Genomic DNA, 15,277 nt, shown 5'->3' on the forward strand with positions numbered 1-15,277 from the left:
TTACTCGGTGTTATGTGGCAGAGAACCCGATCCCGGCCAAAGATGCAACGCCAGATCCCCTTAACATGGCAACATTGTCAGGGTTTATGCCGCCAAGGGCAATGGGGATGAGGCCAAGACTCCGGCAAAGGGCGGTTCGTTGCAGAAAGGCCGAAAATGCCATACCCGGTTGGTCAGGATGGCTTTCGGTGGCAAAAACCGGCGAGATCAGAACCCCGTCCGGGCGTTGATCGGGGGTAAGAAGTGCCAGCAGGTGCAGCGTTTGCAATCTGTGGCAGGCAGACGTCACAAGCATGTCGCGTGGAATTTGCCGATAGGCATGCGGTGTTTTCCTAATGCGATATTCCGGCAAATGGATACCGTCGGCATCAAGGTGCAATGCCAATGCCAGATCATCGGCGATCAGACAGAGATGGCCGTATTGGCGACAGGTGCGTCGGACCCGGTAGGCTAGTTTGCTGCGGTCCGCAGGCGCGAGGTCGTAATGACGAAAGATCACCATACTTCGGGATGGCAGGCCGATGATAGCCGGGATCGGATCGGGCAGGCGCTTTTCATCGGTCATCAGCACGATCGACGGGATCGGGCAGTTCGGGCCGCCATTGCGTAAATTGAGTTGGCGTGCCTGCTTTGCCAGTGTGGCATCCATTGATAGTATCCCGATTCTGTTCAACCGATTCCTGTTCCGATTTAGGCCATCATCTATGAGCGATCATATTCTGTCATCCGGCAATGCCGATATCGCGGCCAATCTTGCCAAAATTCAGCAAAATATCGACACAGCCTGTGCGGTGGTTGGCCGCGAAAACAGCGATGTGACCCTGATATGCGTCAGCAAGAACCATGATGCAGATCATGTGCGCCCTGCACTTGTCGCCGGGCGTCGGGTGTTTGGTGAAAACCGGGTGCAGGAAGCCGCAGGAAAGTGGCCGGACTTGCGCGAACAGTTCCCCGATATCGAGCTGCACCTTATCGGGCCGCTTCAGACCAACAAGCTGAAGGATGCCGTTGCCCTGTTTGATGTGATTGAGACCGTTGACCGGCCAAAAATTGCCAATGCGCTGGCAAAACACCGGGACAATACCGGTGAATGCCCTGACCTTTATATCCAGATCAATATCGGTGAAGAACCGCAAAAGGCAGGCATAGACCCGGCGGATGCCGACCCGTTTATCACCGATTGCATCGAACGCCTGAAATTGCCGATCAAGGGACTAATGTGCATACCGCCGGTGGATGAGGAACCGGCACAGCATTTTGCGCTATTGGGTAAAATCGCCGACCGTCATGGCCTGACCATTCGCAGCATGGGAATGAGTGGTGATTACGAGGCGGCAATCCGGCTTGGCGCGACACATATCCGTGTCGGGACAGCCATTTTTGGGTCGCGGGGCTATTAAATTGCCAGAAGGTGCCATTCAGGGGCACCAAAAATGCAATTTCAGCCGATCTTATTGCAAATAAAGTGCTGTTTAGGCCGGTTTAAGACCATTAAAGCGTTGTTTTTGAGCAAAATCCGGAATCTGGCAAAAAAATGTGGATAACTTGGCCAGAAGTATAGGACGCATTCAAAGCCGTTTTGTGACGAAAAAAATCAAAAAAAATCCCGCCGGACGGTTTGGTCCGGCGGGTTTCTTGCAAATCGGCATGATTTCAAGGGGGAGCACGCGTGCGGATCAGGGAACCAGTTTATAACCACCCGGTTCGGTCACCAGAATCGTCGCGTTTGATGGATCCTTTTCAATTTTCTGGCGCAGGCGATAGACGTGGGTTTCCAGCGTGTGGGTCGTCACCCCTGCGTTATAGCCCCAAACCTCATCAAGCAGGGTTTCGCGTGTGACCGGCTTGTCGCCAGCCCGGAACAAGAATTTCAGGATCGAGGTTTCCTTTTCCGTCAGGCGAACTTTTTTCTCGGTCGCTGTTTCGATCAGAAGTTTGGCGCTGGGCTGAAAGCTGTAGGGGCCGATAACGAAAACAGCGTCTTCGCTTTGTTCGTGCTGGCGGATATGGGCACGAATGCGCGCCAGCAGCACGTTCAGGCGGAACGGTTTGGTAACATAGTCGTTGGCACCCGATTCAAGGCCCAGGATCGTGTCGGAATCGCTATCGGCACCGGTCAGCATGATGATCGGGGATTTGACCCCGGCGCGCCGCATCAGTTTGCAGACATCGCGGCCATCCATATCGGGCAGACCGACATCAAGAAGGATAATGTCGTAGTAATTTTCTTTGGCGACTTCGAGGGCGTTTTGGCCGCTATTGGCAACGACACATTCGAATTCCTCATGAAGCCGGAGTTGTTCGGTGAGAGACTGGCTCAGTGCCGCGTCATCTTCAACCACCAGAACCTGTTTACCTGTCGACATTCGCCATCCCTTGCTGCTTGCTAAATCCCGCCTATATTCTGAGCCTGCCGACGGTTCTTTTTGTGGCATTGTTCTCGTAGGCCCGCCATATACTTAGGATTAGAGTCTCATACTGCGTTTTCAAGAACAAACTGTTTTCGCTTTAGCCCATTGACGTGCATCTTATCCAGCCCCATACCGACCGGATCGCGATGTTGTGATCATCCGTGACAGACCCTGAAGAAACAAAGACTGCAATGACCCAATCTGCTGCCGTGCCATCGAAAGCCAATGTTTCCGCGACCGATCTGGTGACCGTATCGCGTGCTGTTGCCGATTTGCGGCGCGGTGAAATCGTTCTGGTTCAGGGACAGGCAAACGGCATTGCCCATTGTGTTGCAGTTATTGCCGCCGAACCGCTTTCGGATCAAGGGCTTGCAAGGCTTCATGACATTGCCGGTAAAAGCGGAAATACCGCGATTGTTTTGCCGCGCGTGCGGGCCAAGTCACTGGGACAGGCCTGCAAGAACGATCATTTCATTGCTTTTGTAAGTGCAAAAAAGTCCGGCGTTGATGCACAGACCCTGGCCGAGATCGCCAATCCGTTGCTGGACCTTGAAAGCATGCCTGCTGGTGCATGGCGCCCGGTTACTATGGCCGAAAGTGCAGCCATACGGCTTGCCAAGCTGGCAAGGTTGTTGCCAGCTGTCGTGATCGCGCCGGTTGAACCTGAGCAGCTTGAAATGTTGTCGAAGGCGCAGAACCTTCTAGTGCTGCAGTCTGAGAGCATCAACGGATACGAAGACGCATCCGCTGCGACCCTGCGTCAGGTCAGTGAAGCGCGCGTGCCGCTGGAAAATGCCGAAAATGCCACGGTGATTGCGTTTCGTCCCGAAGATGGCGGCCAGGAACATCTGGCGATTGTGATCGATGAACCGGCACATGATCAGCCGGTTTTGATCCGCTTGCATTCGGAATGCTTTACCGGGGATTTGATCGGATCGCTCAGGTGCGATTGTGGGCCGCAATTGCGCGGGGCAATTGCCGAAATTGCCAAAAGCGGGCAGGGCGGGATTATCCTTTATCTGCGACAGGAAGGGCGCGGTATCGGGCTTGTGAACAAGCTGCGTGCCTATGCGTTGCAGGACCGCGGATTTGATACGCTTGATGCCAACGAGGAACTTGGCTTTGATGCCGATGAACGTGTTTATCGTCCGGCGGCTGAAATGCTGCGCCAGATGGGCTTTGAAACCGTTCGGCTTTTGACCAACAACCCCGAAAAGCTTACCGGACTTGAAAGCTGGGGCGTGACCGTGGTTGAACGCGTACCGCACAAATTTCCTTCCAACGGTCATAACGAATTTTACCTTCAGACCAAGAAGGATCGGGCCGGTCACCTGTTTTAATCCTTGCATGACGGCTCGCGTGGGTTAACAGCAGGGAGGCATTATCATGACCTTCCTGATTGCCACCCGGCAGAAGATTCCGACGGGCAGTTTTACGTCATGTCTGAATTATAAAAATCCTTTTAAAATCAACGAATTGATAAATTCCAAAACTGGCACTCCTTTTGCAAAATAGTCGGCAAGAGGAGGACAGACATGTCGATTGGTGCAGATTGGCGGCAAATATCGCCCGGTAACGGGGCAAGCATTGCAAGCGGAACGGCTGGTAGCGCTTCTGCCGGATCAAGTGCGGCCAAGCAGCTTGTCGATGGTGAGCCGGAAGAACGAAGCTTTTCCGAATATGTATTCGGCGATGACGGCTTTGAATTCACCGATTTCCTCGACGTAATCAATCCTTTGCAGCATATCCCTGGCGTGGGCATGATTTACCGCAGCATCACCGGTGACGAGCTGGGGAATGGTGCGCGGGTTGTCGGCGGTGGTTTGTTTGGCGGTATTTTCGGTCTGGCCGGTGCCGCCGTTGATGCGGTTGTCGATCTGACGACCGGAGAGGATACCGGTTCGCACATCATGGCAATGTTCGAGGACGACCAAGCCCCGGCAGACCTGCCTGTGATGGCTGATGCATCCGGTGCCGGTGTCGCCGCCGGTGGTGCAGGCGATCTTGTTCTGCCATGGGCGGCTGGCGATACATCAATGGCGGGCATCAATGGCCTGCAGGTTGATCCGGTCGAACAGGCAACTATTACCAATGCCGCCCCGGTGGCCGGTGTTGAAACGCTGGCAATTAACGGCGCGTCAGCCGCGGCAGCCAAATCCGGTACGAACGCATACAATGCGGCTGATCTGGTGACGCCGTGGGGTGGTGTAGAAAGTAATACCGGTACCAAACTGGTAACCAGCCCGACCAAAGCGCAAACCGTGGCGCAGTCGGTTGCCCCGCAACCAGCAGCACCTTCCGATGATCCGGCAATCCAGGCCGCCCAGCGCCTTTTGGCGCAGGCAGGCGATGATGTTGCTGGCACGAATATCAATGCACAGGATGCCGATCCGGCCGAACTGGCCGTGGCGATAGCCCGTGCCGGACAGACCGATATCGCATCAAACATGACCATGCGCGCTGCAGAAGCCAGCCGCAATGGTCATCAGGGCATGATCCAGCGAGCTTCCTTTAACAGCGATAATGGCGATACGGTCTGGGCACGTGCACAAAGTTCCGGCCGTCTGAGCCGTGGTCCTTCGCAATTTGGTGTGTCCCCGGAAATTGCTGCGCGCGACGCAAAATATGCCAAGCTTAATCAGGATGATGTGACCAAACAGGCGGCATCGCAGAAGCCCAATACAGGACTATCAGCACAGCAGGGGCAACAAGGCCCGTTGAGTGCTGCGGAAATGGCGGCACGCTTTAATGCGGCCCTCGGCCGTGACCGCGCGCAGACGATGGCAAATGATGCTGTTGCGTCGACCAATGCAGTTGCGCAGGATAAACCCACGGTTAGCAATCAGGCCAACCGCAATGATGGCGCTATCAATACCCGGCAAGTTGCGCGCAACGATAGTGCAGCCGAGGTCGAAACCGTCCATCCCCTGATGGAGCAGGCGCAAACCCATGTGCAGAATGACGAGCCGGTCGGTGTCTGGTTCAGCCAGACCATGATGGACGGATTGAAAAAATATCAGGCAATGCAGCAAAGCCGCCAGCAGCCTGTGGGCAATTCGATCTGATCATCAGATCTCGAGGCATAAAAAAACCGGCAGTCATATGATTGCCGGTTTTTGTTTTGATTTGGCAATAAAATTCTAGCTGTTCAGGAAACCAACGGTTTCCTTGACCTCTTTGAGGATCGGCTGGGCAATTGCATTGGCACGTTCTGCACCCTTTGCCAGAATTGCGTCGATATAGGTGTTATCGGCCTTGAGACGTGCCATTTCTTCGGTGATCGGGGCCAGTTTTTCGACAACGACATCGGTCAGAGCCTGCTTGAAGCCCGAGAATTGGGTTCCACCATGTTCGGCCAAAACGTCAGCGACATTTGCATCGGTCAAGGCCGCATAGATGGTGATCAGATTCTTGGCTTCGGGGCGGCCCTCAAGACCGGCGGCTTCGCTTGGCAGCGGTTCCGGATCGGTTTTGGCCTTGCGGATTTTTTTGGCCAGCGTATCGGCATCATCCGTCATGTTGATGCGCGACATGTCCGATGCATCGGATTTCGACATCTTTTTCGAACCGTCACGCAGTGACATCACACGTGTTGCCGGACCAAGGATTAGCGGATCCGGCTGGGGGAAAAACTCGACACCGAAATCGTTGTTGAATTTGATCGCGATGTCGCGGGTCAGTTCAAGATGCTGCTTCTGGTCTTCGCCAACTGGCACATGGGTGGCCTTGTAAGCCAGAATGTCGGCTGCCATCAGACTCGGATAGGCATAAAGACCAAGTGATGCGTTTTCACGATTCTTGCCAGCCTTTTCCTTGAACTGGGTCATGCGATTGAGCCAGCCGATGCGCGCGACACAGTTGAAAATCCAAGCCAGTTCAGCATGGGCCGAAACCTGGCTTTGATTGAACAGGACATGTTTTTCCGGATCGATGCCAGATGCAATCATACTGGCAGCAAGTTCGCGGATATTGGAACGCAGTTCATTGGGCTCTTGCCAGACGGTGATGGCATGAAGGTCAACGACGCAGAAGATGCATTCGAAATCCTTCTGAAGGGTGACCCAGTTGCGGATCGCGCCAAGATAGTTGCCAAGATGAAGATTACCGGTGGGCTGAGCACCTGAAAAAACACGTTCCATAACGATGTCGTCCATTTCCAAAAAATATGTTGAGTGACCTGCATGCTCCGCCAGGTTTTGGACACCCGCCGGCGGACGAGCCTGCAAATCTTCGGGCGGGAGTTAAGCCGCCGGACCGGATTTGGTCAAGCGGCTTGTCCCGAAATGACCGAAATAACATGCAATATCCGTACTCAGACGGTTTTGCCGCGTTTCAGCGTGGTCTTGAGTTCGGAAAAACTGGTGGCACCGCAAAGCTGGGCGGTAATGGCGTAAACCAGTAATCCGCCACAGACCAGACCGGCCATGGTGATGATGCGCGTGATCGACAGAGCGTCATTCTGCCAAAGCCAGGTGATGGCAAACCATAGCGCCACCCCCATCAATACCGATGACAGCAGGATGCGCGGAACGCGGCGTTTTAGTCGGTTGTCAAAAACAAGATCGCCGCGTTTGTGCAAAATCCATCCCAGTGACAGGGCATTGATCCAGACCGAAGTCGAGGTCGCGGCTGCGATGCCAAGATGGCCAAATGCCGGCATCAGGGCGACAATCAGCACGATATTGATCACCATGGCGGTAATGCCGATGCGGATCGGGGTTTTGGTGTCTTCGCGTGCGAAAAAGCCGGGGGCCAGAACTTTGACCAGAACCGACGCCGGCAGGCCAAAGGCAAAAATGGTCAGGGCCATTCCGGTCATCAGTGTTTCACTGGTGCCAAAGGCGCCGCGCTCAAACAGAACATTGATAATCGGAATACCCATCACACCGAGTGCGATGGCAGAAGGCAGCGTAAGCAGCAAGGCGATTTCGATACCGCGATTCTGGCTATACATTGCGATTTTCGGGTCTGAACCCTGAAGCTGGCGCGACAGGGTAGGCAGCAGGGCAGTGCCAATTGCAATGCCTATGACGCCAAGCGGTAATTGATGGACGCGGTCAGCGTAGTAAAGCCAGGATACCGCACCATCCGAAACAAGAGATGCCAGCATGGTATCAATCAGAAGGTTCAACTGATAGACGCCTGCACCGATCATGCCCGGGATCATTCGTTTGCCCAGCAGTTTCACGCGGTCATCAATTTTGGGCAATTGCCATTTGATGGCAAAGCCGGCGCGCTTGCAGGCAATCACCAGACAGATGAACTGAGCGACACCGGCAATCGCAACCCCCCATGACAGGGCATGGGCCGGGGTTTCGGTCATGGGTGTCAGCCCCAGAAGGGCACCAATCAGACAGATATTAAGAATGATCGGGGCACCAGCGGCAGCGGCGTAGCGGTGCAGGGTGTTTAGAACCCCTGACATCAGGGCAACAGCCGAAATGAACGCGAGATAGGGGAAGGTGATGCGCGACAGTTCGACAGCAAGGGCGAATTTTTCCGGGTCTTCGGCAAAGCCTGGTGCAAAAACATGCATCGCCCAAGGCATGGTGATTTCGATGATCGCGACCAGAAAGCCGGTAATCAGGACTAGCATCGACATGGCGCGTGCGGCAAATTCGCGCGCGACATCGATGCCGCGTTTTTCGATATCACCGGCAAGCAAGGGCACAAAGGCAGCGTTAAACGCGCCTTCGCCAAACAGGCGGCGAAACAGGTTGGGGAATTTGAACGCAACAAAAAAGGCATCTGCCATGCCACCGGCACCGAGCATTGCGGCAATCATGATGTCACGGGCAAAGCCCAGAAGACGCGAGATCAGGGTAAAACCACTGACCGTGGCAATGGAACGTACAAGCGACATTCGCGATCAAATCCGAATTAGATTATGAACCAGAGTATGTTTTTATGGCAGCAAAGATGCAGCCAGCTCGGCAGGTATGAAATCTGCCAGTCGAAAGTGAATAACTCGTAATGACGGCGGATTGGCGGTGGTTAAAGCGGGATTATTTCTATGCACAATGACGTCCGAACGTTGAACTTTTGTGAAATGGCGCGTGTTTTTGTAAAAAATTCAGCTGGTTGTGATAGCCGTCACAGAAAATATGTCGCATTCCTCATACATTGCATCTCGCTGAGGATTCGTTGGGACGCGAGCCTCGCTATTCTGACCGGACGAGGGATAAAGGCGCTCCACCTCAACCTGCTGCACTCCGAGGAATATGATGTTACGGGACAACAGGCCATAACATCAGGTTTCAGGACCGACCAGCCCTCGTCCGTTCAAACTTCCGATACAAAACAGAATTCGATCATGGCGCTTGCGCCATTGAACACGGATCCCCGCCGGGGCGATTTGGCGTTTGGCCAATCGCAGGGGCGGGGGTTTTGTGTTTTCGGGATCGTGTTCAGCCGTTTTCCAACGTCTGGGTCAGGGTTTCCTTGACCTGCAGAAACTTGGTGCGGCTGTCAATTTTCAAACCAAACACATCCTTGACGTAGAAAACGTCAACCGCGCGTTCTCCAAAGGTTGAAATACGGGCTGAAGCGATTTGTAGCGACAAATCGCGCAACGTGCGGGTGACATCGTAAAGCAGACCTTGCCGGTCACGCGCGGTGATTTCGATCACGGTGTGGGTGCGGCTGGCCTTGTTGTCGATGATGACGTTTGGCTCGACCTTGAAGACTGCCGTGCGGTGCTTGTTATCCTTGATCTGGCGGCGTTCGATTTCCTGACTGGGACGCAGACGACCCGAAATCACCTGTTCAAGCGTTTCGCGCAGTTTTTCGAGCTTGGCTTTGTCGTTAAATGCCTCGCCATTGGTATCCTGAATAAAGAAGGTATCAAGTGCCATGCCATCGGCAAGGGTCAGGATTTTGGCATCGACAACGTTGGCCCCGCAAAGCGCCATCGACCCGGCAATCTGGGAAAACAGGCCAGGATGGTCGGTGGTGTGAACAATAATTTCGGTGGCGTCGATGTCGGTTTCGATACGCATATCGACCGTGATGTCCGCCCCGCTTGCCTTGGCATCACGGGTCAGATGGGCATGACGTACATGGGTTTCGGTATCAAAACTGAGCCAGTAGGAAGGATAGCCGCGATCGATGAAATCCTCGACATCCTGTTCTGACCAGTCAGAACCGGGTGCGGTAAGGGCATCACGCAATTCCTGCTGGGCGCGCGCGACGCGCGAATCGCGACTGTCGGCATTCAGGCCGCCCGAAAGCAGATCATCGGTGGCATAGAAAAGTTCGCGTAGGAGCGTCGCTTTCCACCCATTCCAGACATTCGGACCTACGGCCCGGATATCGGCAACCGTGAGGCACAGCAACAAACGCAACCGTTCCTGTGACTGGACCAGATCGGCAAAGGCACGAATGGTAGTCGGATCGTTCAGATCGCGCTTGAATGCGGTCAGGCTCATCCACAGATGGGCCTTAACCAGCCAAGCGACAGTTTCGGTATCGGCAGGCGACAGACCAAGACGCGGGCATAGCTTTTCGGCGACTTCGGCACCGAGTTCGGAATGATCACCGCCCCGGCCTTTGGCTATATCATGGAGTAATACCGCGACATAAAGCACGCGACGTGAAATCACCTTTTCCATGATGCGGGTGGCAACCGGGGCTTCTTCGGCCAGCTCGCCACGTTCGATCTGGTTCAATATGCCAATCGCACGGATGGTATGCTCGTCCACCGTATAGGTGTGGTACATGTCATATTGCATCTGGGCAACGACACGACCGAAATCCGGAATGAAGCGGCCCAGCAATCCAGCCTCGTTCATTTTGCGAAGCGGGATATCCGGGGTATCGCGGTGGGTGAGGATTTCAAGGAAGACCTCGTTTGCGGCCGGATCTTTTTGCAGCTTGTGATCAACCAGTTTCAGACTTTGCGTCACCCATCGCAGTGTTTCGGGGTGAATGCCAACCCCGTTCTGATGGGCGACAAGAAACAGGCGCAAAATCTGGATCGGATCATTTTGAAGGGTTTCGAGGCTATCGACCGTCAGGCGATCATTGCGTAGCTGAAAACCGTCGACTTCCTTGCTGCCAAAGAAGCGGGCCGGAAAGCGAATCAGGGGTTTGCGTTGATGACGTTCTTCAAGGGCAGCACAGAAGATGCGGGTCAGGTTGCCGACATGCTTCACCATCAGATAATAGTGTTTCATGAAGCGTTCGACGCCTGACGCGCCGGCATGATCGGTATAGCCAAGCTTATCGGCAATATCGCGCTGCATATCAAATGTCAGGCGGTCTTCTTCACGCCCGGTGAGGTAGTGCAGCCAGCAGCGTACCGACCACAGGAAGTTTTGCGCTTTCAGAAAGCCTTGTGCTTCCTTGCGGGTCAGCACCTTGAGGTCGACCAGTTCAAGCGGGTTGCTGACGCGGTATAGGTATTTGCCAATCCAGAACAGGGTATGAAGATCGCGAAGGCCACCTTTTCCGTCTTTGACGTTGGGTTCAACGACATAACGTGAATCACCCATGCGGATGTGACGTTCATCGCGTTCGTTTAGCTTTCCTTCGATGAATTCAAGCCCGGTGCCCTTGACCAGTTCTTCCATGAATCGGGTGCGGAAGGTTTTATAGACATCCTCATCCGCCCAGACGAACCGGCTTTCAAGCAGGTTTGTGCGGATGGTGATGTCCTGTTTACCCATGCGCAGGCAATCATCAATCGAACGGGTGGCATGACCGACCTTAAGCCCCAGATCCCAAAGCATGTAAAGGATGTATTCGACAACCTGTTCGCCATGCGCGGTTTGTTTGTAGGGAAACAGAAACAGGATATCGACATCGGATTGCGGCGCCATGTCGCCACGACCGTAACCGCCAACTGCGACAACCGCCATGCGTTGCTCATTGGTTGGATTGTGCAGAGGATAGACGAATTTCAGGGCGAAATCGTGGATCAAACGCACGATCTGATCGATCAGGAAGCTGTTGGAGAAGACTGCGTCCTGCCCGGAATTCGTTTCTTCGAAGCGGGCACGAATAACCTTACGGCCTTCTTCCAGAACGGCTTTGAGGCGTTTGAGGATTTCCGCACGCTGTTTGAAGGATGTCAGCTCTGCATTGGCAGCGATGGACTCAAGCTCGGCAAAGATTTTGCGGCGGTCGATGATTTCGCGCTGTTTCTTGATTCTATACGTCACTTGAAGCGGTTTCCTTGGGTCGGGTCTGGTTTGGCCAGTTAGATATTAATAGGCAGGTTGCCCTTTGGGCATGTCCCAATGCATATGGCATGCCGTATTGCCAATGCCAGTCGCAAGCGGCCCACCAGAGAGTGTAGCATCAAAAAGCAAACAGGCACTTGCCTGATATAAGGGCAAAGTGCCTGCTTTTAATGCGATGACCGACCGTTATTTTTCGAGCGACCCGGAATCAATCGCGCATGGCACGCAAACGATATAGCGCGTCAAGGGCTTCGCGCGGGGTCATGTTGTCGGGATCTATTTCCCCCACCGCGTCCAAAAGAGCCTTCTGTAACGGCGATAGTGCCGGGGTTTTGGCCTTTTCTTCCTGTTTAACCTGCTCAATCGCGGCAGCAAAAAGCGGCAGATCGTCAGCCAGTTTTGAAACTGCACCGCCCTGTTCGCCCTTTTCAAGGGTCTTAAGCACCTGTTCGGCGCGTTTGATTACCGGTTTGGGCAGGCCAGCAAGCTGGGCGACATGAATGCCATAAGACCGATCCGCACTGCCCGCGCCAACTTCGTGGAGGAAGACGACTTCGCCCTGCCATTCCTTGATCAGCATTGTGTGACAGGACAGATGGGCGAGCTTGGCGGCAAGGGCTGTCAGTTCGTGATAGTGAGTCGCGAAAAGGCCGCGACATTTATTGACCTCATGCAGGTTTTCGACAACCGCCCAGGCAATAGACAGACCATCAAATGTTGCGGTGCCGCGCCCGATTTCATCAAGGATCACCAGCGAACGATCGGATGCCTGATTAAGAATGGCGGCGGTTTCGACCATTTCAACCATGAAGGTCGAACGGCCACGCGCCAGATCATCCGCTGCCCCGACGCGCGAAAACAGCCGGTCAATCACACCGATATGGGCGGTTTCAGCGGGCACAAAGGCACCGATTTGGGCCAGAACCGCGATCAGGGCATTCTGGCGCAGGAAAGTCGATTTACCGGCCATGTTAGGGCCAGTAATCAGCCACAGGCTTTGTTCGCCTTCAAGGCGGCAGTCATTGGCGACAAATGGACTGTCGCCATTTTCGCGTAGGGCGGCTTCCACCACCGGATGGCGACCACCACGGATATCAAAGGCAAGGCTGTCATCAATGGTTGGGCGGATACATCCCTGATCACGCGCCAGTTCGGCCAAGGCGGCCGACACATCAAGTCCGGCCAGCGCCTGCGCGCAGCGGGCAATGGCATCGGCATGTTCAAGTACATTTGAGACCAGTGTGTCAAACAGTTCAAGTTCAAGAGCAAGCGCCTGATCCCCGGCCTTGGAAACCTTGCTTTCGAGTTCGGATAACTCGACCGTGGTGAAACGGACCGCATTGGCCATGGTCTGGCGATGAATAAATTCATCGATTTCCATCATCCGGTCGGCCTGTTTGGCCGGTACTTCGATGAAGTAGCCAAGGACGTTGTTGTGCTTGACCTTAAGGCTGGTGATGGCCGTTTGTTCGGTATATCGGGCTTGAAGATTGGCGATCAGCTTTTTGCTTTCGCTTGAAAGCATGCGCAATTCGTCAAGCGGTGGGTGATAGCCGCCTGCTATAAAGCCGCCGTCACGTGCCAGCAGCGGCAGATTCTCGCTGAGCGACCGGCGCAGAAAATCAACCAGATCGCCATGATGGCCCATACCGGTCAGATGATCGACAAGGGCAGCGGGTTGGGTCGTCAGTCCGTTATTGCCACCGTCGGGTTTGTGCAGAAGGTTACCAATCGCAAAGGCGCAGGCCAGACCATCACGCATCGCAGCAAGGTCGCGCGGGCCGCCACGACCAACTGACAGACGTGACAATGCACGTTCGATATCCGGGCATTCGCCAAGGGCAGCACGCAGATCGGACCGCAGGGCATCGCGATCATGGAAATAGGAAACCAGATCAAGACGTTTATTGATCGTGCTGGCGTCGGTCAGTGGTGCGGACAGGCGGGCGGCCAGCAACCGCGCGCCGGCACCCGTCCGGGTCCGGTCGATGACCGAAAGAAGCGATCCTTTGCGTTCGCCTGATTGGGTCTGGGTTAGTTCCAGCGACCGCCGGGTGGCGGCATCGATTTCCATCGCGGCACCCGCAGCCATGCGTTGCGGCGGGGAAAGGCGCGGCATCTGGCCCTTCTGGGTCAGATCGACATAATCGATCAGGGCACCGGCAGCGGAAAGTTCGGCAACTTCAAAGCCGCCAAATGCATCAAGTGCGGCGACTTCATAAAGTTTCTTCAGGCGCAACTGGGCATTTTCGGCATCAAAGCGCGATGCGGGCTGTGGGGTAATGATGTTTTTATATTCAGCATAGATATCGAACATTTCCGAACGGTTCAGAAGTTTGTCTGATATCAGAAGTTCACCCGCGTCAAGACGTGCCAGTGCAGCCGGAAGCCCCCCCATATCGCAGGGCTGGACATAAAAATCGCCAGTCGACATATCAAGCCACGCCAGACCGACTTTACCGCGGACCTCGGATACGGCGGCCAGATAGTTATGGCGCCGGGCATCCAGAAGGCTGTCTTCGGTAAGGGTACCAGGCGTGATCAAACGAACGACACCCCGTTTGACCACGGATTTGGCACCGCGTTTTTTAGCTTCGGCCGGGTCTTCCATCTGTTCACAAACGGCAACACGGAAACCTTTGCGGATCAGACGCTGCAAATAGGTTTCGTGACTGTGGACCGGAACACCGGCCATGGGAATTTCGTTACCCTGGTGCTTGCCGCGTTTTGTCAGTGCGATATCGAGCGCCTCGGCCGCTTTCACGGCATCGTCGAAGAACAGCTCGTAAAAGTCGCCCATCCGGTAAAACAGAAGGCAGTCCTGATACTGTTCCTTGATTTCAAGGAACTGCATCATCATCGGGGTCGCACCTTCGGTATCGAACGAAAGTGGGACGGTTTTGGTATCGGAAGGATCGGCAATATTGTTCATGACGAGTGTGATAGCAAACCCTGAAGGCATTGACGAGGGGATGAAACGGCCCGGTAGCCGTTTTTGACCTATGCCATTGCAATGCCTGATTTTCTGTAAAATATGTTAAGATACGCAGGTAGCAAAGCAGCGCGATCATCGCTGATTTGCCGTCCTTTGACCAGTGACCAAGGAGACTAAGAAGATGGCAGCAGACCAAGCGACCCGTCAGGCACCGGAACTGGTTGGATTGTTCGAGACAAAAGACAGCTTTGATGCCGCGGTTCGGGAATTGCGCGATAGCGGATTTTCGCGCACGGATCTGTCGGTTTTAAGTTCCCATGAATCGATCGATGTTGCCGGGGCGGATGGTCGGTCCTGGTCCGATGTGCTGACCGCACTGGTTGGTGAAGCAAAATACGAGGTGCCTTTGGTGGCATCGGGGGCCATTGCCTTGTTTGGCGGGGCGGCAACCGCGCCGGTGGCACTTGCGATTGGTGCCGGTGTGGGCGCAGTAGCACTGCGGGAATTTATTGAAGAAGTGACATCCACTCCGCATACCGAGGATTTCGCACGTGCGATCAATGCCGGTTCTGTAATCCTTTGGGTGCGGATTGATCCCGACAAGGACGATGCAGAAGCCAAGGCGACCGCAATCCTGAAAAAGCATGGTGCGGAAAATATCCACCTGCATCAGGGATAGTCCATTGTTCTATCGTGCATATCAGGCTTCTTTATTGTAACAGCTATCGTTTGGTGAAACGTCAAAGGCG

Annotated in this window: 10 protein-coding genes; 4 read left to right on the forward strand and 6 right to left on the reverse strand. The window is 54.4% G+C overall.

Annotation, left to right across the window (positions count from 1 at the left end; translation table 11 throughout):
- Positions 1-10: 10 nt before the first annotated feature.
- A complete protein-coding gene (locus AUP42_RS06625; protein ID WP_062950081.1) occupies positions 11-649 on the reverse strand; it encodes a thiamine phosphate synthase in 639 nt (212 codons plus the stop codon).
- Between the two features lie 55 nt (positions 650-704).
- Between AUP42_RS06625 and AUP42_RS06630 the strand changes: the two genes are divergently transcribed.
- Positions 705-1,400 carry a YggS family pyridoxal phosphate-dependent enzyme gene (locus AUP42_RS06630; protein WP_062950082.1) on the forward strand — a complete coding sequence of 232 codons (696 nt, stop codon included), beginning with the start codon at positions 705-707 and terminating at the stop codon, positions 1,398-1,400.
- A gap of 276 nt (positions 1,401-1,676) precedes the next feature.
- Here the strand turns inward: AUP42_RS06630 and AUP42_RS06635 are convergent, their stop codons facing one another.
- Entirely contained in the window at positions 1,677-2,366 is a 690-nt protein-coding gene (locus AUP42_RS06635; protein ID WP_062950084.1) for a response regulator transcription factor, read from the reverse strand.
- A gap of 236 nt (positions 2,367-2,602) precedes the next feature.
- Here AUP42_RS06635 and ribA point away from each other — a divergent pair, with 236 nt between their 5' ends.
- Together ribA and AUP42_RS06645 are read left to right on the forward strand one after the other, a co-directional pair.
- On the forward strand, positions 2,603-3,751 hold the full coding sequence (gene ribA / locus AUP42_RS06640) for a GTP cyclohydrolase II (protein WP_062950086.1): 1,149 nt from the start codon (positions 2,603-2,605) through the stop codon (positions 3,749-3,751).
- A gap of 195 nt (positions 3,752-3,946) precedes the next feature.
- Positions 3,947-5,476 (forward strand): hypothetical protein, encoded by a 1,530-nt coding sequence (locus AUP42_RS06645; RefSeq protein WP_062950088.1) that lies wholly within the window; start codon positions 3,947-3,949, stop codon positions 5,474-5,476.
- Between the two features lie 75 nt (positions 5,477-5,551).
- Here the strand turns inward: AUP42_RS06645 and trpS are convergent, their stop codons facing one another.
- From trpS to mutS, 4 genes are all read right to left on the reverse strand, one after another.
- Positions 5,552-6,550: a tryptophan--tRNA ligase gene (trpS, locus tag AUP42_RS06650; RefSeq protein ID WP_062950545.1), complete on the reverse strand. Its 999-nt coding sequence runs from the start codon at positions 6,548-6,550 to the stop codon at positions 5,552-5,554.
- A gap of 173 nt (positions 6,551-6,723) precedes the next feature.
- On the reverse strand, positions 6,724-8,274 hold the full coding sequence (murJ, locus tag AUP42_RS06655; protein ID WP_062950090.1) for a murein biosynthesis integral membrane protein MurJ: 1,551 nt from the start codon (positions 8,272-8,274) through the stop codon (positions 6,724-6,726).
- Between the two features lie 544 nt (positions 8,275-8,818).
- Entirely contained in the window at positions 8,819-11,572 is a 2,754-nt protein-coding gene (locus AUP42_RS06665; RefSeq protein ID WP_062950094.1) for a [protein-PII] uridylyltransferase, read from the reverse strand.
- 229 nt (positions 11,573-11,801) lie between these two features.
- Complete coding sequence (gene mutS, locus AUP42_RS06670) at positions 11,802-14,525, reverse strand: DNA mismatch repair protein MutS (RefSeq protein ID WP_062950096.1); 2,724 nt, start codon at positions 14,523-14,525, stop codon at positions 11,802-11,804.
- Between the two features lie 184 nt (positions 14,526-14,709).
- On the opposite strand from mutS, the gene AUP42_RS06675 reads away from it, so the two are divergent.
- Positions 14,710-15,207: a hypothetical protein gene (locus AUP42_RS06675; protein ID WP_062950098.1), complete on the forward strand. Its 498-nt coding sequence runs from the start codon at positions 14,710-14,712 to the stop codon at positions 15,205-15,207.
- The last annotated feature ends 70 nt before the right edge of the window (positions 15,208-15,277 follow it).

This window comes from Thalassospira lucentensis (assembly GCF_001613805.1).
In the GTDB taxonomy this organism is placed as follows: Bacteria; Pseudomonadota; Alphaproteobacteria; order Rhodospirillales; family Thalassospiraceae; genus Thalassospira; species Thalassospira lucentensis_A.

Bases quoted from the DNA above. Each gene is read 5' to 3' on its own strand.
- AUP42_RS06675 (WP_062950098.1), top strand. From the start codon at position 14,710: ATGGCAGCAGACCAAGCGACCCGTCAGGCACCGGAACTGGTTGGATTG.
- AUP42_RS06645 (WP_062950088.1), top strand. From the start codon at position 3,947: ATGTCGATTGGTGCAGATTGGCGGCAAATATCGCCCGGTAACGGGGCA.
- AUP42_RS06625 (WP_062950081.1), bottom strand. From the start codon at position 649: ATGGATGCCACACTGGCAAAGCAGGCACGCCAACTCAATTTACGCAAT.
- AUP42_RS06630 (WP_062950082.1), top strand. From the start codon at position 705: ATGAGCGATCATATTCTGTCATCCGGCAATGCCGATATCGCGGCCAAT.
- AUP42_RS06635 (WP_062950084.1), bottom strand. From the start codon at position 2,366: ATGTCGACAGGTAAACAGGTTCTGGTGGTTGAAGATGACGCGGCACTG.
- mutS (WP_062950096.1), bottom strand. From the start codon at position 14,525: ATGAACAATATTGCCGATCCTTCCGATACCAAAACCGTCCCACTTTCG.
- trpS (WP_062950545.1), bottom strand. From the start codon at position 6,550: ATGGAACGTGTTTTTTCAGGTGCTCAGCCCACCGGTAATCTTCATCTT.
- ribA (WP_062950086.1), top strand. From the start codon at position 2,603: ATGACCCAATCTGCTGCCGTGCCATCGAAAGCCAATGTTTCCGCGACC.
- murJ (WP_062950090.1), bottom strand. From the start codon at position 8,274: ATGTCGCTTGTACGTTCCATTGCCACGGTCAGTGGTTTTACCCTGATC.